Raw genomic sequence first — 19,198 nt, 5'->3', positions numbered from 1 at the left:
CATTCGTGTCCTCACTATGGTGTGGCTATTATATCGGGATCTTTTTTGTCTAATGGGCAGGAATAGGATACGGGATCTAAAAATAATGTTTATTTATAAGTAGGGGTGCTACCGCGAAAAAAAGATATCGAATTTATTAGAATATTTTTGTATATTAAATGATGTGTTTGAAAAATGTTTATATTGTTAATGAGCATAGAAACAGTCTGTTTGAGTATTTCCAGCGTAAGTGCTTTGGGGTGGAAAGGTACCCCTTTCTGGGGGATTGCACCTGAAAATTTCGTACGATCGGTTATTTTTTGTTGAACTACCGAAATCACCGTGGGATCATAGGAACCGGTTCCTATCTCGTCTCTTTTGCGCACACCAAAGAAACGGTCATATCCCACTTTCCGCTGTAAGATTCAAGAGCGGGTACTATTAGGCCCCCTGGTATAATAGACCTGGAGCGGCATAACGGGAGCATGTTCCCCATGGGGGTAAACATGAAAGCAGCTCGAAAAAAGTTCTCGTTAGAATTCAAGCAAAAGGCGGTTGATCAGGTCAAAAGTGGACAACATATTGCCCAAGTGTCCAGACAATGCGACGTTGCTATCAGTACAATCAACAGGTGGGTTAAAGAGGAAAGAGAGGGCGTGTTGGTTGGTTCGTTTTCTTCGCCGAGAGGTCACCGCCAGATGGATTCGCCATCCCCTCGGTCTCTGCAGAAGGAGATTGATGATTTAAAGAGACTCTTAGGTAGTAAAGAATTGGAAATCAGTCGGTTGAAGGAAAGGATGGGGGGAAAATGAAGAAAAATAGCTATAACATGGAATTAAAGAAGAAAATAGTTAGAGAAGCTTTACATAACGGTAACGTGTCCGAGATTGCCCGTAAACACGGACTCATCCCCAGGACGGTCAGGAGTTGGGTGAAGCAGTACGGGGTGAAGGGGGATCTCTGGGAAAGAACTGAGAATGATGCAAAGAAGGTGTCCCTGAGTGAACAGGATGTTTCTCATAAAACCGTTCTCGAATTAAGGGAACAGATCTACCAGCTAAAGAAACAGTTGAAGAAACAAAAGGAGGAGGATCAGCTCAGAATCAATATTCTGGAGGACCTTGTAAAAAAGCAGAATCTCTGCCCCCAGAATCGGATTGAGGTGGCAGAGTGCTGGATGGAGAAAGGGTATTCACAGAATGAAACCCTAGACATTGTTTGCGTGTCGAAGTCTGTTTACTGGAGACAGAGGAGGAATCAGGGAGCCGCCACTCCGCAGGATAATGGGAAGGAAGTGGTTAGCATAATGCATTCTAGGAAGATAAAAGAAAGGGGGAAATTTCCAGGATATGCCCTGGATAAGCAGGGGAGAAAGATAAGTGATGAAAAAATCATGGATATTGTGTTAGCACAAATAACGGAAAATAAATTTGATGCTTGTGGTTATCGAAAAACCGCATACAAACTTAGGAAAAAAGAGGGTATAATTGTCAATCACAAGAAAATGCATCGACTCTGTAAGGAGTCAGGAATCCTTCGCTACCGGGGAAAAAAGCGTTGATCCTCCCTACCAGCCAACAGAGCTTATGAACGGAAAATAACGGCTTCCAACCAACTTTGGGAGATGGATATTCAGTATAAACGACTTGCGGATCATACCATGGTTCAAGTTTTTAACATCATAGATGTTTTTGACAGAAGTATTGTCTTCTCTGATAGCTATCTGTCCTGTAAATCAAGGAATGTAGTGAAAGGGGTTCAGATGGCTCTAAACAAATATGTTGGAAAAGGGGAGAACAAGCCTGTAATACGAACAGATAATGGTTCCCAATTCATTAGTCATGAATTCTATGGTTTCGTTGGGGCGGAAGAAATCCATCATGAACGAATACCTAATAAATCACCCAACCATAATGCGCATATTGAATCCTACCATAGTATTGTAAAAAGTGATCTCTATGATAGGTTTGAGTTTCGCAATTTTGAGGAATTCCATAAGGAACATGTTGCGTTCGTAAGGCATTACAACGAGGAGTACTGTCATGGAAGCTTGGGGTATTTGACACCACAAGAATACAGGAAAATCATAAAGGACCCCCGAAACCAGGGTCTAATCAGGGCTGTTAAGGTTATATAAATTTCTCACTCCAATTGCATAATCTACCCTAATAAGATCGAATTTTGATAAATATAATAATGCATTTTTTATTATATTTTATAATGTTAGTATACGGTGTCTTTAATTGCGTTTAAAAATCCCGATTTCAGGCCAATTTCATCTATTTTTTATAATTTATCTACTTAATTTTAGGTAATAAATGTTAATGAGATTTGTTTTATTATTTATGATTTGTTTTTTACAACAGGTAATAAATAGGGTCATTGGTTTCGATCAAAAATTAGTGGTTGAATGATAATCCATAAATACAAGTCCGTTTCGTTCCGAAATAGGCTGCTTTTCCCATCGGGGCCGAGGGATGTCCGTTAGGGCATCCCAGGTGAAGGCCCCCCCCGGGCTTACCTAGCACCTACCCTTTGGATCGCTTTTTTCGGTTTTGGGTGTATCGAAAAGTTGGCTCGGAATGCACTATAAATTACATTTTGCCTACGGTTTCGGGGGGCAATTTCCTACTTTGGATTACTTTCAGAAAACCGGACCTGATGAGAACGAATGGAGCCAGAGTCAGGGGTTATATGGAGCAATATCATAAAAATGGTTTATAAATTCGGGAATCATTACGAAGAAAACGGGGCATCGGCTTGCTTTGTGTCGCACAAGACGGATGGTAGGGCTATTTTGCCGTGGTGGGTTGAAAATAGGGGGTTGACCCGGTAGTCTGTGGTCCCTAAGCTCTTCTCATCCCATCCCAATCTTCAGAGACCCTTTAGGTCATACTTCGATTATAGGGATGTTGCTCCGAGGTTCCAGTGATCTCCTCTAGTGGATCTCCCACTAAAGTTGTCGTTTGATCTCCCTCAATGGATCTCCCACTAAAGTTCTCATCTAACTGTCCTCCGCAGGATGGTCAGCCCCTTCGTTCCACTTCCATTACAGAAGCTTCCTCGCTACTATGAGCTGATCCGACTTCGTGTACGGAACCCCAGTTTTATCCTCGGTCTTTCCATCTGGCGACAGCCAGACGCCGTACGACGATCTCTTAAGTTCCAATCAAGAGCCTAAATCGGGTTCATCCCGCCTGTACATCGCATGCCACCGGGGCAGTAGATAGGTCATCCCCCACGGTTCATCCCGATGTTAGGTAGCCGCCTCGGTTTTGACATGGACTATACCTTTCGATGCGTCTTCGAACGGTTCGCTTTCGCTGATCTCCCCGATTCCCACCTGACAGGATCATGCCCTGCCTTTTCCTAGATCGCTCACAACCAGGGCACTTTACCCCAGCAGCACCAGGCGGTTTGCAACCTGCTACCTATCAGCCGGTTACGAAGGGCCGAGCAACCTTCATCTCTTGAACGACTTCTTGACACACCTACCCCTGGTAGAATATTGATCACCAACAGACAATAAACTCAGAGGAGGGAAAACATGAGCATCCACACCCGTGATACAACATTATCAGGAAAAATCAATATCCAAAAGGAAGAGTCATGGATAGCTAGAAATTCGATGAAGATAGGCGACCTGTCCATTGACTTCTCGTATTACTGAAAAGTCCGTGTCCCTTACTGTAGCGCCATGTATATGATTCCCAGGGTAGATTGCAATGGATGTCACTTTTGGTATATGATGGGAGGCGTGGTGCGCTGGACAATCCTGTTGGCACTGCTTAGGATTCGTGTTATCCCCACGATTTCTATTAAGAACAAAAAGAGATTCCCAATCTCCCTTCCTTGTTGTTTTTTTGTACCTCTTCGTTGTTTTTTTGTACCTCTTCAAATAGAATTTGGCTTGGCCTGTTCTGGGAAAATCAACTTTGACGTGGATGGAACCCGTAACGTAGACGAGGGATTTGTTCCGTCCCCAGAACAATATATCTACTTACCTTGAACATACTCAACAGGACAAGGTTCTCTTAAAGAAAAGGGTTTAAAGAAAATGTGTAATCACAATTAAGTACGAATGACACCCTATTCGAAGACTTTTTTTAATTACAATGAAAAAGGGATGAAGGTTATTATGAATTATAATAAGAAAAAAGGCCTGTGGGCACTAACAATGGTAACTGCCCTTGGAATATCAATACCAACCCAGGCAAATGCTACATTGCCCCTAGATAATATGTCCCAAGATGATATCAATAGAATAGCAATACAAGTTAGTAATCGTGTGGTTGAATTAGGACAACTGCAGGATTTATTGCGAGGTCCAGAGGGTTCACAAGGTCCACAAGGTATACAAGGCGAACGGGGTCCACAAGGTCCAGTGGGTCCACAAGGTCCAGCAGGGGAAAAGGGTCAAGATGGTAAAGATGGTAAAGATGGTAAAGATGGTAAAGATGGTAAAGAGGGTAAAGAGGGTAAAGAGGGTAAACCAGGTCTAAAGGGTGATCAAGGTCCAGTAGGTCCACAAGGTGAAAAGGGTCAAGATGGTAAAGATGGTAAACCAGGTCCAGAGGGTCCAAAGGGTGATCAAGGTCCAGTAGGTCCACAAGGTGAAAAGGGTCAAGATGGTAAAGATGGTAAACCAGGTCCAGAGGGTCCAAAGGGTGATCAAGGTCCAGTAGGTCCACAAGGTGAAAAGGGTCAAGATGGTAAAGATGGTAAACCAGGTCCAGAGGGTCCAAAGGGTGATCAAGGTCCAGTAGGTCCAAAGGGTGATCAGGGTCCAGTAGGTCCACAAGGTGAAAAGGGTCAAGATGGCAACCAACCAGGTAGTGTACCCGTTATGGAGGGATACTTCAAAGAGTTCCTGAGAAATATTGGTATGGCAAAGAATGATAAGGAAAAGTATGAGGAACTTATAAGAAACTTCGAGGCGTCGACAGGCTTCAAATATAAAGGGATCGATGAAAAGGAAGGTATTGTTCTTTTCGAATACAACAATGAAAAATTTACCCTCCAGTCTACTAAGGATGGAAACGTCAGAGTTATCAGCGCGGGTACTAAAGAAGAAGCGGCGAGGGTATGCATGCTGGAAGGGTGCCGAGCCGGACAATACACACTCATGAATATAGGTGGGTCTCTCCAGCTGGTACAATACCTTCCAGGGACTTATGGGACCTTAGGTCAGATAGTAACCGTTTCACCGATCAGCACTGCTAGCGTAGCACCCGCGGTAGTATCCAACACATCTGCAGTAGTATCTAGTACACCCACATCTACAACGCCCATTTCGTCCGAACGGGTTTCTGAGCCAAAAGCGGGTGAAAAACGTAAATCTGTTGAAAATAGTCCTCAAATACCCGATGAAAAAGGAAAAGGGGATCGTAGGGGTCCCGAGGTGGAGGGAAGCCATAAGAATCCCTCCGTAGGAAGCGGTCGACCAGGTCCCAGTCATGGGCGCGAAGTGGCGGGAAACCACAATAGCGAAAAGGGGGACACGGTACCGTCGACAGCTACCGGCATACCGACAGTAATTGCACTTTCCGCAACGGCCGCAGTCCTAGCCCTTGTTGCCCTGTTTTTTGTTCGCCGTCGTAAGAGCATAATCAAAAACAGTGGGCGGAACTAGTTACTCTACCATATAAGAAATCGGGGCTATTCCATGGATAGGAGGGCGAACGGCCCTCCATTTACGTCTATAAGTGTTACTACCCAATGTTTTGTTTATTGATGTTGATATTGTGTAGTAATACTTATAGATATAAAAACTGGAAGGATACTTTCCTGGTATCAAATATGAAATCGATGTTCATTGGGTTCATCATCAGTGGTATTTTTTTGTTTACTGTTGTACGCCCCCAATTGCTACCTCTATCGTTCCCCTGTGGAAGTTCTTATCATTCCGAATTTGTCTCTGACAGTATAACTCTTTGATCTTCTTTAATTTAGGAAATTCCGATGAGTTGAAAATTATTGTTTTTCCTATTTTTACAATACGATGCTACCGTTCCCGGAATGTGGTTGGAGTGGTTGGAACGGTGTGATCTATTGTTGATGTCTGCCACCAAGGACAGAAGTGAATTTTCCCCCCTTATGTACTATCCTTATTCCTGCCCTTGATCAGGGATAGTTTTCATGGGTTGGAAATAAGAAAGCGGCCCACCACAGGGATGGAACCGCTTTCTTGTTTTGATTATCGCGGGGTACTTGGTTTCATCCGTTGTTTTTGTCTTTGATTATGCTTTTGCGAGGATAATAGACAAAGAACAGGGCAGCTGCGGCTGTCATTGCAGCAATCGCAGAGAGTGTGATAGCCGTCGGTATGTTGGTAGCTGTCGATGGTACCATGTCTCCCTTTTTGCTTTCTGGCTGCCTTCTTGCCCTCTCGTGTTCACGACCTAATTTATTGCCTCCTACGGTGGGTTTTTTGCTGTTTCCTTCTACCCCTGGATTCCCGTAGCCCCCTTTTTCTTTCTCATCGGTTGTTCGGGGGGTATTTTCAACGAAGAGTGGTTGCTTTCCACCTGCTTTGGGTTCAACCACTCGTCCCAACGACGTGGATGTTGCAGGTGTAGGTGTACTAGGCACTGTTACCGTAGATGTGCTAGATACTACTGTAGATGCCACACTGGTGGTGCTAGGCGAAACAGTTACCACCTGACCCAGGGATCCATAAGGTCCTGGGAAGTATTGTACCAGCTGGAGAGAACCTCCTATGTTCATGAGCGTGTATTGCCCGGTTTGATACCCCTCTAGCATGCATATTTTCGCTGCTTCTTCTCTGGTTCCTACACTGATGATTTTGACATTTCTATCCTTGGTGAATGGGAGGGTAACTTTTGCATCGTTGTATTGGAAAAGGACCCTACCCCCCCTTTCATCGATTCCCTTGTACTCAAGGCTTGTCAATGCTTTGAGGTCTTTTATGAGTTTTTCATATTTTTTCATGTTGTTTTTTTCTACACCAATATTTTTCAAAGACCCTCTGGAGTGTTCCCCCGTAATGGGTATATTGTCTGGTCGGTTGCCATCTAGGCCCTTGTCACCTTTTTCATCCTTTGGACCTTGTAGGCCTCGTTCGTCTTGTAGGCCTCGTTCGCCTCGTAGATCCCGTTCGCCTCGTAGATCCCGTTCGCCTCGTAGATCCCGTTCGCCTTGTAGGCCTCGTTCGCCTTGTAGGCCTCGTTCGCCTTGTAGGCCTCGTTCGCCTTGTAGGCCTCGTTCGCCTCGTAGACCCCGTTCGCCTTGTAGACCCCGTTCGCCTTGTAGGCCTCGTTCGCCTTGTAGGCCTCGTTTGCCTGGTTCTCCCCGTTCGCCTTGTAGACCCCGTTCACCTGGTTCTCCCCGTTCGCCTTGTAGACCCCGTTCACCCGGTTCCCCTCGTTCGCCTCGCGGGCCCTTCAGAGCAGGCTCTTTTCTTATCAAATTTCTGATCAGTTCCTCTGCTTTTTTCATCATTGGATCTTCTTCTTTTTCTATCATTTGATTCATCATGTCATCATCTGAAGCGACTCCAATGGTGAAATCCGCACTTGTCACCAAGCTTGGTGTTCCTATCCCAAGGGTGGTTGTTAGTGCCAACAGGCCTAATTTTTTCTTCTTATGATGCATTAAGAGCTCTCATCTCTCTTTCTTTTACTAATTGGGGCAGAGTTTTGAATGGAGTTTCATCTCTATTTGCTGTGATTGCACATTTTCCTAAAACTCTTTTCTTTCCGGGGTTTTCACCTTGTGGGTACGTCTGGGACAACCAAGCATATAAGGGGGGTTCCATCGTAGGGAGTAGGATTAAAAATCATTTGGTTTTTCTTGTTTACCGTTTGAACTCTTCAGATTGGTCCCTTGGTAAGCAAACTCTTCTTTCACTAACTGCCTGATTACTTCTTTTGCTTCTCTTTCATCATTGGATCTTCTTCTTTTTTTATCATTTGGTTCATCATGTCATCATCTGAAGCGACTCCAATGATCCATTCACCATCTGAAGCGGATCCAATGGCGAAATCTGCACCTATCATCAAGCTTGGCGCTCCTATCCCAAGGGTGGTTGTTAGTGTTAGTGCCAACAGGCCTAATTTTTTCTTATTATGATGCATTAAGAGCTCTCACCTCTCTTTCCTTTAGTAAGCGGGGCAGAGTTTTGAATGAAGTTTTATCTCTATTTGCTGTGATTGCACATTTTCCTAAAATTCTTTTCTTTTCGGGTTTTTCGCCTTGTAGGTGTATCTGGTATAGCCAAGCATATTAAGGGGGATTCCATCGTAGGGAGTAGGATTAAAAATCATTTTGAATATCTTGTTACGAACCTGCAAAATTTATTATGTAATGTTTATATTTATAAATATTATGTATAAAAAGTATATATGAGAATATTTACATCATGGTGGGTTGTAGTGAAAAAAATGACCTGTTTTAAAAATATAAAAATATATTCTTAATCTATTATTCTTTTCTGTACCCATAATATCATTTTAAGAACGGAACAAACATTCTGTCTATTCTCCATGTGGCGGATCCCACACCTATTATGCTGCAGTTAACCTTCCCGGGGAGGGAGGATCAAACCGGGTCTATTGGAGTGGATACGGAGGTGTTCCTTGATTTGAGGATCCAGAAAATCAGCCAAGGGGTAAATTGGGGAAATCTCCCCTTGTTTTCAGGGATCATGGGGATGACACGAATCCTGTATGGTGCGAACAAAATTGCCCAACGCACCACGCCTCTATCGTATACCAGGAGTAGCATTATTGCAATCTATCCTGAAAAACGATGCGCAGCACAATCATAGAACAGTTCTTTTGTGTTGGTAGCAAATAATGGTAAAGGAAGTAGTTACTACCCCAACCATATCCTTTTTCACTATTTATAAAAATAAAATTATTTTTTATATAAGTATGGACCGGGAAGGTTATTTTTGTACCATAGCCACTATTGTATTCAAGGGAGAAGACCTTATCCTCCTTTTCATTGATCTTCCCTGTACCCAGTGCTCGTCAACGAATATAATTTTTGTTCTTTCATATTTTTTCTCGTCACTTCCTACCATACGATGAATACGACATGGGTTTTTCAATAGCCTTTTAGGACCCTCTTACATAATGGATACGGTTTGGTTGGGTTGCTATCTAGATCTTGTTCGTCCTCCCCACCACATCCTGACCTTGCTACTGTGTTCGTTCGTTGTACCCGCCGCTAGCGGTGTGGAGGCTGGTACTAGTTATTCTTTCTTCTCCATCCCCGGCGCATTTTCGTCCTTACCCTCAACACGCCCATTATTCTTTTCATCCCCCCCTAGCCCCTTGCTGCTGGAGTTGCTGTTTTGCTGGGGCTTGCTTGCTAAGGATGCTCTTAGAATGGCTGTTACATCTTCTGTTTCCTTTTGCCCATTTTTTATTCTATCCGATTTTTCATCATAGTGTATGACAATTTTCATTTCCCTTTTTTCCGTAATCGGAAACGAGTCATACCCTACTTCGCGCTGTAAAATCTAGAAAATAGGGGACTTGTGATCCCTAGGGGGAAGGGTAGCGCCCACATTATTCCCTTATCCATAGAGATATGCCGAACACACCCCTTACGGATTTTGCGGATCCAACGAAGGGTCCGATCAGTAGTTATAGGAATGAAGAAAGCGACCTTCCCCGGGAGGAACAGGTCGCTTTGTTGCTCTATGGGAACAAGGGCCCAACGGATACCGCACCTACCGATGGGGGAATGCTATCTCCTGCTCGCCGTTTTTCGGTTACGGAATACACAGTAAAGGGCGATTGCACCAATGGCCGTGGCACCCACAGCCAACGAGATGGTAGTTGCTATGCCAGTGCTGGTTTTTGGAAGTTTCTTACCTTTGCCTTCACCGTTATCCTTGCCACTATCCTTGTCGTCCTCTTTATCCTTACCGTCCTTGTTACCCCCTGTTAGGTCAGAAGCATTTTCTTTACTGGTGGCACCTGATTTTCCACCCCCTACGGTACCTATGGGGGGAGCGGACAGGGATATAATTTTGGGTACGGTGACTATGCCATTGTTTTTAGAAACTTCTACTCCGTCTTCGGCCTTTATTTCTATTTTACCTTTTTCATTCTTTGCAATCTCTAATTTGAAGCCAAACATCTCGTTTTCGGATCCGAAAACGACCACGATAGGTCCATTACATTCACGTTTCTGTTCCCCGCAGGCCTTCTCGAGATCACTTACGGGGAAGGATGCTTTCTCCCCCTCCTTCTTCACTTCCTTCAACTTGACAATACGGTCTCGCATCTGATCGGAAGTAGGAAGTGGTTTCTTGGCATCACCCATCCCTTTGTTTCCAGATTCATTCTGGGGTGATGTTTCTTTGCCATCCGATGAGGTCGTTGTAGGGCTGTTCTTCTGGGCTGAAGGGGCAGCATTATTCGATGCCGGATTGGCATAGACTACCATCGTCGTGAGACCGGTAGCTGCTAATACTGAAACCAATGCGGTCAATTTTTGTTTTTTGCGTTGCATGGGGAATTTTCATCTCCTTATTTTGTTTTGGGGACTTATGTTCTATCGGGCATCGCCCAGCCGCAATATCCTGTATGCCATTTCCGTACTTGTCCTATTTGGACGCTCCATATTCCTATCCCTTTTGCTGATTTTGGGGGTATCCTCATGGGGCCAAGAAAACGCAACCCCCTGCTTGTTACGAAGGGGGGCGTTCCTCAACATCCCCCTGTCGACCATCCATGGAGATCGCCGTATAAACCCCGCAACCTAAATCCCCCGAGGATCCGGATTTATAACACTCGCGCCGGGAAATCTTGGAGGCTTGTCCTCTTCATGAAATGGCGTCCGTATCCGGTTTGGACCTAGGAAATCCTGACTGACATCGTCATAATGAGGAAATCCCCGGGTTTTCGTTGGTTACATAGGATCTACACAATATCGGGGGAATCGACAATGAGTGCATAAGCTGGGGATAGGACCCGGTCGCGTGCTTCTACGTCCTCCGCGGTTCATTGTTTTTGCCCGGGATGGAATGGCCATTGCAGCAGCTCCTTGTTCTTGCCGACCTCGCTTTGCTGGTCCCTTTGTGTGGGTTTGGAATTTTTGGAATTGCGCCTAAACCCATCGAATGTTTTGGGGCTTGGGTGGAGAGTACACGATCCACATGCACATGATCCGTTGCCCTGCTTATTTCCTCTTAATCCATACGATCTCGTTATTTTTCTGTTATGATGTTCCACCTGAAAGTTCTAACGGCAAGATAACTCCACAAACAAACCGTAGACGGATGCCTCATGGCAATAGCACCGTTGGGAAAATATCAGGATGTCCCCCACGAGGGTACAATTTGCCTCCCCAATCCACTGAGGCAAATTGTACCATAAAATCGCGGGGGTTGCGAAGGGATCCTTAGGGAATTTTTACAGTTGGTCCTGCTTTACCATTGGTTTTGCTTTACCATTTCTCTCCTAACGAGTTACGATGCACAGATGGTTTTTTTTCCTATCGTTCTGTTTGGTACAGAAGGATAGGGATTTTCTCTCAGGGTATCTGTTCGAAAATCAGGAATGCGACACGGGTTTTCCTCATGTTTTTTTTGGTTTGTGTGTTTTGGGTATCCATTCCACTAGGAATCCTCATGGGGATCCGGGTCCTCCGAAAATCCCTATCCATTATGCGCGGGTCTCAGTCCATATTTCTGGGGGAACCGTTGGATTCTTGACCCATCAGGGTCCATAGTTGCAGGGGATCGTAATCGATGGCAGGCCCTTCACTGGGAATGGGAACGGATCCCAAATTCTTAGGGAAATTGTCAGTGCTGTTTATAGCGTTTGATGGAGAACAGGGAGAAGAATCCTGCTAGAATGGCCCATAAGGTGATGACAATGGATTGGCCATAGGTATTGCCGAGATTGGGCAGAAGGAGAGGGCGGTGCGAATTTTGCATGGGTTTCCCTTTTTCTTCTGCATTTTTTGCGGATATGGGGGTAGTCTGTTGTTGCTGGTCCAATGGGGAGTTTGTAGAGGCCATCTTCCTTGTGATTTTCCCCGGTAGTTGGTCAGGGGAGGAAGTGATGGATTCGATGGAATTTATGGGTGGATCAGGGGGAACCGTTTTATAATGGTAGTAGGATAAGGGGTTGGGTGTTGTTTTGTCCAGGTTATGATCGGTGGATGATAGGAATGCGATTGGATAGCTATGGATGAAAGGGGGGGTTGTGTGCGGTACGTCTTTCCCTGTGATGCTATTTCGTTCCTGATCAGGAGGAACAAGGAGGGGGGAGGTGTTGTGCCCCCCTTTCAAATGTTCCTGGGATGGTTTAGGGAATGGTATGGGGTGATGGTCTGGTGTAGTCATGGATGATGGTGCACCGGTTGGGTAATTACCGTTCGTGGGTGATGGTGGGGATTGGTGGTTACCTGTGGTATTTGTATGGATGATCTTTTTCCCGTATGGGTCGTATGGATGATTTGGGAGGATGGGGGAAGGCGTGGATCCGCCCGTGGGGTCTACAGGGGTTTTCCTAGAGAAGGGGGGGGTTCCTGGATTAGGGTCTGGTACGGTTCTATGGGTTGTTTTAGCAGTCCGTTGATTATGGGTTGCGGATGGTAGGGTTGTGTGGATCGTTTTCCCCGTGTAGTTATTTTGCTGTGAGTCCCCTGGAATGGGTTGTATGGGTATTTTTTTGTTTGTGTTTTCTATTCGGTTTGTTGATGTTTTCCGCGTGGTAGTTTGGGGATGAGGGGTCGTGCCTCCTGTGGCTATTTCAGTGTACCTTTTATCGTTGGGGGCACGGCGGGGGGATGTAGATGTTAAATGTTTTGATTCTGAATGCAGCGTATCCTTCAATTTTAGATGCAGTATGCTTTTTAATTTCTCCCGGTACTCCTCGAGTTTTTTCAATTGCGATTCCATACCTTTGTTTCTCTCAGTTATATCATTTTTAGCTTTTTTCAATCTTTTCTCCATAAGATCCAATATCACAGGAAATTCTTTTCGATTTATTCCTGTACTTTTTTCTGTATTTTTATTTTGTTCTGCCTGGATGCATTCCAAAACAATGAGATGGGAAATGCATGTACTACCGAGGATTGTGACTAGCAACCGATATGCATTGCCTATCCATTGGGGATTCCTTACGTTTTTCATAATCATAAAATTTTCCTTAATCCTTTCTTAGGATATAGTACCCGGAGGGTACTGAATTTGGGGTAGGGGTGTTGGTACCGTGTGTGACCTACCCGATCGCAGCTCCATTCTGGGATCTTGGCTGGATATCGGGCCCGGGGGGATTCAGTCCTAGGAGTGAGGATTGAACCATTGTTTGATAGGGTGAATGTTTCGCGATAGAGTCCCGCGTCCACATCCGCCAGGGTTGGAATGCCCTCATTGTGTTACACCAGGGGGGAATGGTGAGATGCGGGGGAGGAAATGGACTTTTATCCAATTCATCCTTGAAATCCAGAATTAGGAAAAAGTTACCTTGATGGTATCTTGATGGTATTCCGGAACCGAAGTCCCATTCTGTTGGATTATTTCTATTATGATTTAGGTAGGTATGAACTAATGATGGTGAGGTGGTTTTGGAACGGGTTGCCTCCTTCGTTGTTTTCTCCATCGGATGGGATTGGGGTTGTGATGTTTTTTCCTTTAGGGTCGCTGGTTTGTTGTTGTGAACTCGATGCTTTTGCTAGAGGTCCATGAATCATGTGTTCCGTAGAATGGATTGCATGGGTTGAACTCTTTCGAGTCCTTGAACTTCAATGGTTGTGGAATCAGGGGGATCCAGAGTGGTCCTATTTTTTATGATTGATCATAAAAAGTTGGAATTCATAATGAAGGTAAAACGAAAGAAATCGAAAATCGGCATACCCGTATTACAATATTTTTATTAATTATAGATAAATTTAAATATATAATATATTCAATTGTGAATAAGGATTTGAGTACCCGTTATGGGAATATCCTACCATGGATGTATTCAATATTTCTGTGGGGGAAACACCCAGATACTTACGGGTGCATGGAAAAAGTTAGGAGATGGTACGATCGATCCTTTCCCGATGTTTGAACGGTTCGTGGTGCTTCCGGTGAATTGATTGGGGAGAGGCTTGGATCCCAATATAAACGGGGGTCCAATAGCATGATGCTCATTGTATTGTGTTATGCATTGTTCTTACCACGCAATTCTTTTATGAACCTCCCTAGTCCGCGAATGGTATTTGATCGTCCCTTTAAGTAGGAAACCCCCCATCCCGACAAAATCATATTCCCCAATCAACACTCCATTCACCGGATATCGGAGAGCCCCCTCATACCTCAGTTTGGCGCATTTTTTGCCCATCTAAAAATAATTTTTTACGAATGTTTATGAAAAATGAGCGGGGATCCTTTTAGGTGGTGTTCTCTCTGGACCCAGATAATAAAACAAATAAATATAAATATAAAATACAAAAATTTTAGAGATTGTGATTCCGGTGGATCCTAAATCTAAAAAATATAGATTTCCTCCTGAATGGTCGAAAACCCACTTTTTCGATTCCAGAGGGATACTAGCCGTAGTCCTAAAATATCCCCCTTTCTCTGTTTCCAATAATTATTCTCCTTATTGTGAGACGTATTGTTATTTTTTAGTAGTTGTTCCTATAAATTATTTACTTTTATAATAATCACAAATCTCAATGATGACTTGTTATGATAGACCAGTTGGGTAGTTGTAGGGTTTATGATGCGGAATAGGAAAATACATTCCTTCATTCTGATATATTCCCATGCCTATTATGTATCAATACCTGGAATATGGAGGTTTCCCACTTCCGAATTCGTGGGGCCTCGGAATCCTCTTTGAGTACAGGTCTGTTGCTTTATGAAATCCAATTGTAAAAATAGGGGTACTACTTAGTCTAAATCAAAGTACGTTTTTTCTTTATAACCATTATGATAATTCAGTATCTTGTGTAAATGATACTACAGCGAAAACAATCTTATCTTTTTTTACTTCGCATGTATAGATCTTAAACACAGAATTGGTTTTGAATCAAGGGGCTGCGTTTTTTTCCTGATCCCAGGGGAATCTCGTACACATAGTGGAATTCTGCAATGGGGTGGTGCATTTAAGGAGTCGTACGGAGAATGGGTGTTGTACTGGGTTTTTCGAAACTGGATGGTAGGGGCCACCATATATTTTTAAATCATCCTAGGGTGTATGGGATGGTGGTTTTTTCGATATTGGAATGGGGTCCAGGTCCCGATATCCCCCCCCGGAAAATACGGCCCGGGGTTGGGTTGTAGATTGGAATCATGCTCGTAAAAAATAAAAATACCCTACGCGGGACGGTGATTATGATAGGAGCCTGTCTGATTTCCCGGGATACACATTCTAGCCTCCGCGGGGTTCCAGGAGTTATTGGATAAGAATGAGGTGTTCATAGGCTTTACACTGGCTAGGGCCAACGGGGGTTCCTCTACCGCAATTCCATAAAATTTTTAAAAATAAAATAAAAATAGTTGATCGTAAGGGTGGGCCTGTGGTAACATTTGGTGGCGGCGTTTGGGTGGTAGCATCTGGAGTCGTGGAATTTGGATTTTCATTGGGTGTTTATGTTTTTCGATTTTCCCATAGGTTTTTTTGATGTTGTCTACCCTTCATCCCTGGAGGTTTGGGCACTACAGAGTGGTTTCATTTTCGGGACGTTGGGAACAGTCACAGGGATACATCAATTCCGGGGTACCATTATACTGTATTTAGGGGTGAAGTTATTTTGAGCTTTGTTTCCATGGGCAATAGAGGTAAGAACATTTCCAAGTTATTTTTTTCCTTGATCCTCAGTGGTGCTTATTCCCTCAGTGGATCTGCGGTTCCGGTAGATGCACAATCAGGTGGTCCGCTTGGGGAAGGAGGGAGTACGCAGGATTCTCCAGAGGGGGGGGTTAATGAACGTTTGACTCAGGTTTCGTATAATCCTTCAAGGGGGGATATTCTCGAGAGGGTTTCTGGGGGACTTGTGCGCCTCAGGGAGGAGAAGTCCCGTGAGAACGAGGGGTATGGTAGGCAACTAACGGCTTTGGATGCGGATATAGAGAGTATCAACACCGAAATAGAGGGTAAACGGAAATCAATGGATGATAGTTACCATCACAGTTTTCATAATATTGTTAATTATATTAAAGAACAGCAGGAGCATATTGATGATGCATGGGCTGCGGTAGAGGATGGTTCCCGTATGAATCGTCTTAGTATGCTTGCTGAGGAGGTTGCGAATCTCGAGAGTAGGGGTAAAGATCTAAGGGAGCGTGTAGAGTCTAGAGCCAGGGAACTGATGATTCTCCAGGAGGGTCTGGGGAAGTTGAAGACAAGAGAAAAAAGATTCTCCGCCCTGAAGTCCGAGTTCGATAGGCAGCAGCGGAATGCAGCGGAGGGGGCAAAAAAGGCTAAAAAAGTTAAGGAAAGGATATTCAGGGAGCGGGACGAGAGAGTGAAGGCGTTTTCCCGCAGCAGTTCTGGCGGGTATTGCTTGTCCTTGCTTAAGAATGATATTAGGAATATGTTATCTACTCCGGTTGAAGAAAGGGGTCTAGGGTTTTCGAGGGATTTGGCTGAGAAGGTGCAGTCTTTGAAGTTCTTCGATTCTGGGGTCGAGGAAGTGGAAAAGGCGGAGAATTTTCTCAAGGGAGAGGGCAAGGAAGCAGCAACCCTAGCAGAGCCAGCAGCAACAAAGGAAGCTGAGCTAGAAACAGCAATCCCAGCAGAGCCGGCGGCAACAAAAGAAGCTGAGCTAGAAACAGCAATCCCAGCGGAGCAGGCAGCAACAAAGGAAACTAAGCTAGAAATGGCAACCCCGGCGGAGCAGGTAGCAACAGAGAAAGCTGAGCTAGAAACAGCAACCCCAGCGGAGCAGGCAGCAACAAAGGAAGCTAAGCTAGAAACAGCAGCCCCAGCAGAGCAGGCAGCAACAAAGGAAGCTAAGCTAGAAACAGCAACCCCAGCGGAGCAGACAGAAACAAAGGAAGCTAAGCTAGAAACAGCAACCCCAGTGGAGCAGACGGAAACAAAGAAAGCTAAGCTAGAAACAGCAACACCAGCAGAGCAGGCAGCAACAAAGGAAGCTAAGCTAGAAACAGCAACCCCAGCGGAGCAGACAGAAACAAAGGAAGCTAAGTTAGAAACAGCAACCCCAGCGGAGCAGACAGAAACAAAGGAAGCTAAGCTAGAAACAGCAACCCCAGCGGAGCAGGCGGAAACAAAGGAAGCTAAGCTAGAAACAGCAACCCCAGCAGAGCGGGCAGCAACAAAGGAAGCTAAGCTAGAAACAGCAGCCCCAGCAGAGCAGGCAGCAACAAAGGAAGCTAAGCTAGAAACAGCAACCCCAGCGGAGCAGACAGAAACAAAGGAAGCTAAGCTAGAAACAGCAACCCCAGTGGAGCAGACGGAAACAAAGAAAGCTAAGCTAGAAACAGCAACCCCAGTGGAGCAGACGGAAACAAAGAAAGCTAAGCTAGAAACAGCAACACCAGCGGAGCAGGCGGAAACAAAGGAAGCTAAGCTAGAAACAGCAACACCAGCGGAGCAGGCGGAAACAAAGGAAGCTAAGCTAGAAACAGTAACCTCAGCGGAGAAGACAGTAACTCTCCCTGTACTATAAGGTGGTAGCCAGCCCGGGTTTATTGTTTTAAGGGGTATGTATCAGATAAGGGCGTTTTTTGGCTGGGTTGATGCTCAGGCGTTCCTATTCCGGATCCGGATGATGGGGGTGGGTTTCGAACTAGTTCTATCATGGCTATTGGAAGAGGAATAGGTCGTGAACAGCTATGGGTGTTTTACCATAATATATAGTAAGTAAGGGGTTGCGTATTTATAATGTTGTCCAAATACAAAGAAAATTCAACTTTGAAACTCGCCTCACTACTCGTTACGGGTGGTATGATTGCGGTGTCTTCATCCCTTACGTTAGCGCAAAGTACAGATGGAGAAGGGGTAAGCACAACACCAGCAGATGCGTTATCGTAGGGTGGGGGGTCCGGTAAGAATGCAGTGGCATCGGGAATCATCGACGGCATTCAGGACCCGAACCCGTTGACGGCAACAACAGATGGAGAAGGGGTAAGTACAGCACCATCAGGTGCGTTATCGGAGGGTGGGGGGTCCAGTAAGAATGCAGTGGCATCGGGAATCATCGACGGCATTCAGGACCCGAACCCGTTGACGGCAACAACAGATGGAGAAGGGGTGAGCATAGCACCATCAGATGTGCGTTAGCGAAAGGTGGAGTAGTACTAGTCATCAGCAGAGCAAAATCGGTTATATCATGGAGTAGTGTTTAGGTCTGTTATAGGATCAGTTGTTGGGTTATTGGGATTGGTTGCATGAAATGGGAAGGACCATGTGGCGAAGAGCGAAGTAGAATCAGCAGGATAGTTAGCAGAACCCGTCATAGTATAAGTTAGGCCCGGTGTATGTTGAGTTGGATCGTGTAGATTGGTTCTATTATAGGCTTCGTCGGGAATATCATTTCCTTCAGCAGGTTATCGATCCCTTATGGAAAAACTTCGGACCAAGTGATCCAATTTTTTGGGGAAAACCCTTTCGAGGGAAATTTCAGGTAGTTTGGAAAACGATTCTTTGGGGGGCTTTTTTCGGAGAACCGACCCCATGACAGAAGGGGGATTGGGGTAAGTTAGTTTTGAAGGAATTGCAGGAGGATGATTGAACCCTTTGAAAAACACCTTATTTTGATCGAATTTCTTGGAAAAAGTTGGGATTTGGGATTGGGGACAGGAACCACCAATAGTATTCAGCCGGACCTACGGGCGATTGGACCCAATGGTGGAATGGGATGGATAGAGTGGAGAAGCATGGCTCAGGAAAAACCCCGGAGAACCTACGGGTAAGTTGAGGAAGGTGGAAATCGGGTGATGAAAGTGGGGGGTACGAACAGCCCCCCCCATTTGCGTCTGTAGATATTACTATCCGAAACTTTATTTCATTGATATTACTTAAATAATATCCATATCAATAAAATATACATAGTGTATATATATTTTGTTGATATGGATATAATAATCCAAAACTGGGGTGTTTCCCTAATAGAATCTTCAATGTTTGCTTATGCCAACCACGGGATCGGAGGGAGCAATATTCTTTACGTATAAATTCGTATTTCATTTACATATAAAATTAAATATTTATAAAATATTATAAAATTTTAAGAAGGGGTTACGGGCGTATTCGATCAGCGAATCGGATTGCTA

General features: G+C 44.7%; 17 protein-coding genes. 10 read left to right on the top strand and 7 right to left on the bottom strand.

Annotation, left to right across the window (positions count from 1 at the left end):
• Positions 1 to 485 precede the first annotated feature (485 nt).
• The 6 genes from PPRES148_RS06095 to PPRES148_RS06075 all read left to right on the top strand — a co-directional run bounded on the left by PPRES148_RS06095 (position 486) and on the right by PPRES148_RS06075 (position 5,611).
• On the top strand, positions 486 to 791 hold the full coding sequence (locus PPRES148_RS06095; protein ID WP_187820724.1) for a transposase: 306 nt from the start codon (positions 486 to 488) through the stop codon (positions 789 to 791).
• On the top strand, positions 788 to 1,540 hold the full coding sequence (locus PPRES148_RS06090; RefSeq protein WP_149453691.1) for a helix-turn-helix domain-containing protein: 753 nt from the start codon (positions 788 to 790) through the stop codon (positions 1,538 to 1,540). Before PPRES148_RS06095 ends, PPRES148_RS06090 begins: the two co-directional genes overlap by 4 nt.
• 36 nt (positions 1,541 to 1,576) lie before the next feature.
• Positions 1,577 to 2,116, top strand: a complete 540-nt coding sequence (locus tag PPRES148_RS06085; protein ID WP_281289975.1) for an integrase core domain-containing protein — start codon at positions 1,577 to 1,579, stop codon at positions 2,114 to 2,116.
• 1,410 nt (positions 2,117 to 3,526) lie between these two features.
• Positions 3,527 to 3,649, top strand: a complete 123-nt coding sequence (locus PPRES148_RS12915) for a hypothetical protein (protein ID WP_281289933.1) — start codon at positions 3,527 to 3,529, stop codon at positions 3,647 to 3,649.
• A 75-nt stretch (positions 3,650 to 3,724) separates the two neighbouring features.
• Positions 3,725 to 3,988 carry a hypothetical protein gene (locus tag PPRES148_RS06080; protein ID WP_187820723.1) on the top strand — a complete coding sequence of 88 codons (264 nt, stop codon included), beginning with the start codon at positions 3,725 to 3,727 and terminating at the stop codon, positions 3,986 to 3,988.
• 129 nt (positions 3,989 to 4,117) lie between these two features.
• On the top strand, positions 4,118 to 5,611 hold the full coding sequence (locus PPRES148_RS06075; RefSeq protein ID WP_187820722.1) for a collagen-like domain-containing protein: 1,494 nt from the start codon (positions 4,118 to 4,120) through the stop codon (positions 5,609 to 5,611).
• Positions 5,612 to 6,195: 584 nt separating this feature from the next.
• Here PPRES148_RS06075 and PPRES148_RS12330 read toward each other — a convergent pair.
• From PPRES148_RS12330 to PPRES148_RS11410, 6 genes are all read right to left on the bottom strand, one after another.
• Positions 6,196 to 6,960, bottom strand: a complete 765-nt coding sequence (locus PPRES148_RS12330) for a hypothetical protein (protein ID WP_223127983.1) — start codon at positions 6,958 to 6,960, stop codon at positions 6,196 to 6,198.
• Positions 6,961 to 7,013: 53 nt separating this feature from the next.
• Positions 7,014 to 7,352, bottom strand: coding sequence for a hypothetical protein (locus PPRES148_RS12325; protein WP_223127982.1), 339 nt, complete (start codon positions 7,350 to 7,352; stop codon positions 7,014 to 7,016).
• 507 nt (positions 7,353 to 7,859) lie between these two features.
• A complete protein-coding gene (locus PPRES148_RS06065) occupies positions 7,860 to 8,075 on the bottom strand; it encodes a hypothetical protein (protein ID WP_149453686.1) in 216 nt (71 codons plus the stop codon).
• A gap of 1,121 nt (positions 8,076 to 9,196) precedes the next feature.
• Positions 9,197 to 9,412, bottom strand: coding sequence for a hypothetical protein (locus PPRES148_RS06060; RefSeq protein WP_149453685.1), 216 nt, complete (start codon positions 9,410 to 9,412; stop codon positions 9,197 to 9,199).
• Positions 9,413 to 9,696: 284 nt separating this feature from the next.
• Positions 9,697 to 10,467, bottom strand: coding sequence for a hypothetical protein (locus PPRES148_RS06055; protein ID WP_149453684.1), 771 nt, complete (start codon positions 10,465 to 10,467; stop codon positions 9,697 to 9,699).
• Positions 10,468 to 10,509: 42 nt separating this feature from the next.
• Positions 10,510 to 10,671 (bottom strand): hypothetical protein, encoded by a 162-nt coding sequence (locus PPRES148_RS11410; protein WP_187820721.1) that lies wholly within the window; start codon positions 10,669 to 10,671, stop codon positions 10,510 to 10,512.
• Between the two features lie 235 nt (positions 10,672 to 10,906).
• Here PPRES148_RS11410 and PPRES148_RS11405 point away from each other — a divergent pair, with 235 nt between their 5' ends.
• On the top strand, positions 10,907 to 11,068 hold the full coding sequence (locus PPRES148_RS11405) for a hypothetical protein (protein WP_187820720.1): 162 nt from the start codon (positions 10,907 to 10,909) through the stop codon (positions 11,066 to 11,068).
• 693 nt (positions 11,069 to 11,761) lie between these two features.
• Here PPRES148_RS11405 and PPRES148_RS06050 read toward each other — a convergent pair.
• The gene (locus tag PPRES148_RS06050; RefSeq protein ID WP_149453683.1) at positions 11,762 to 11,980 is read right to left on the bottom strand and encodes a hypothetical protein; all 219 of its coding nucleotides are present in this window, start codon (positions 11,978 to 11,980) and stop codon (positions 11,762 to 11,764) included.
• 3,731 nt (positions 11,981 to 15,711) lie between these two features.
• On the opposite strand from PPRES148_RS06050, the gene PPRES148_RS06045 reads away from it, so the two are divergent.
• The 3 genes from PPRES148_RS06045 (at position 15,712) to PPRES148_RS06040 (ending at position 18,206) form a co-directional block, all read left to right on the top strand.
• Positions 15,712 to 17,592 carry a hypothetical protein gene (locus PPRES148_RS06045; RefSeq protein ID WP_149453682.1) on the top strand — a complete coding sequence of 627 codons (1,881 nt, stop codon included), beginning with the start codon at positions 15,712 to 15,714 and terminating at the stop codon, positions 17,590 to 17,592.
• 215 nt (positions 17,593 to 17,807) lie between these two features.
• Positions 17,808 to 17,957, top strand: coding sequence for a hypothetical protein (locus PPRES148_RS11395; protein ID WP_187820718.1), 150 nt, complete (start codon positions 17,808 to 17,810; stop codon positions 17,955 to 17,957).
• Positions 17,958 to 17,981: 24 nt separating this feature from the next.
• Positions 17,982 to 18,206, top strand: coding sequence for a hypothetical protein (locus PPRES148_RS06040; RefSeq protein ID WP_149453681.1), 225 nt, complete (start codon positions 17,982 to 17,984; stop codon positions 18,204 to 18,206).
• Positions 18,207 to 19,198 lie beyond the last annotated feature (992 nt).

This window comes from Pasteuria penetrans (assembly GCF_900538055.1).
GTDB lineage: Bacteria > Bacillota > Bacilli > Thermoactinomycetales > Thermoactinomycetaceae > Pasteuria > Pasteuria penetrans.
Note: the sequence above shows the minus strand (reverse complement) of the source record. Positions and strands in the feature narration are given on the sequence as shown.

Bases quoted from the DNA above. Each gene is read 5' to 3' on its own strand.
- PPRES148_RS06065 (WP_149453686.1), bottom strand. From the start codon at position 8,075: ATGCATCATAATAAGAAAAAATTAGGCCTGTTGGCACTAACACTAACA.
- PPRES148_RS11410 (WP_187820721.1), bottom strand. From the start codon at position 10,671: ATGTTGAGGAACGCCCCCCTTCGTAACAAGCAGGGGGTTGCGTTTTCT.
- PPRES148_RS06060 (WP_149453685.1), bottom strand. From the start codon at position 9,412: ATGAAAATTGTCATACACTATGATGAAAAATCGGATAGAATAAAAAAT.
- PPRES148_RS06050 (WP_149453683.1), bottom strand. From the start codon at position 11,980: ATGGCCTCTACAAACTCCCCATTGGACCAGCAACAACAGACTACCCCC.
- PPRES148_RS06075 (WP_187820722.1), top strand. From the start codon at position 4,118: ATGAATTATAATAAGAAAAAAGGCCTGTGGGCACTAACAATGGTAACT.
- PPRES148_RS11395 (WP_187820718.1), top strand. From the start codon at position 17,808: ATGTTGTCCAAATACAAAGAAAATTCAACTTTGAAACTCGCCTCACTA.
- PPRES148_RS06090 (WP_149453691.1), top strand. From the start codon at position 788: ATGAAGAAAAATAGCTATAACATGGAATTAAAGAAGAAAATAGTTAGA.
- PPRES148_RS06055 (WP_149453684.1), bottom strand. From the start codon at position 10,467: ATGCAACGCAAAAAACAAAAATTGACCGCATTGGTTTCAGTATTAGCA.
- PPRES148_RS12915 (WP_281289933.1), top strand. From the start codon at position 3,527: ATGAGCATCCACACCCGTGATACAACATTATCAGGAAAAATCAATATC.
- PPRES148_RS06095 (WP_187820724.1), top strand. From the start codon at position 486: ATGAAAGCAGCTCGAAAAAAGTTCTCGTTAGAATTCAAGCAAAAGGCG.
- PPRES148_RS06080 (WP_187820723.1), top strand. From the start codon at position 3,725: ATGATGGGAGGCGTGGTGCGCTGGACAATCCTGTTGGCACTGCTTAGG.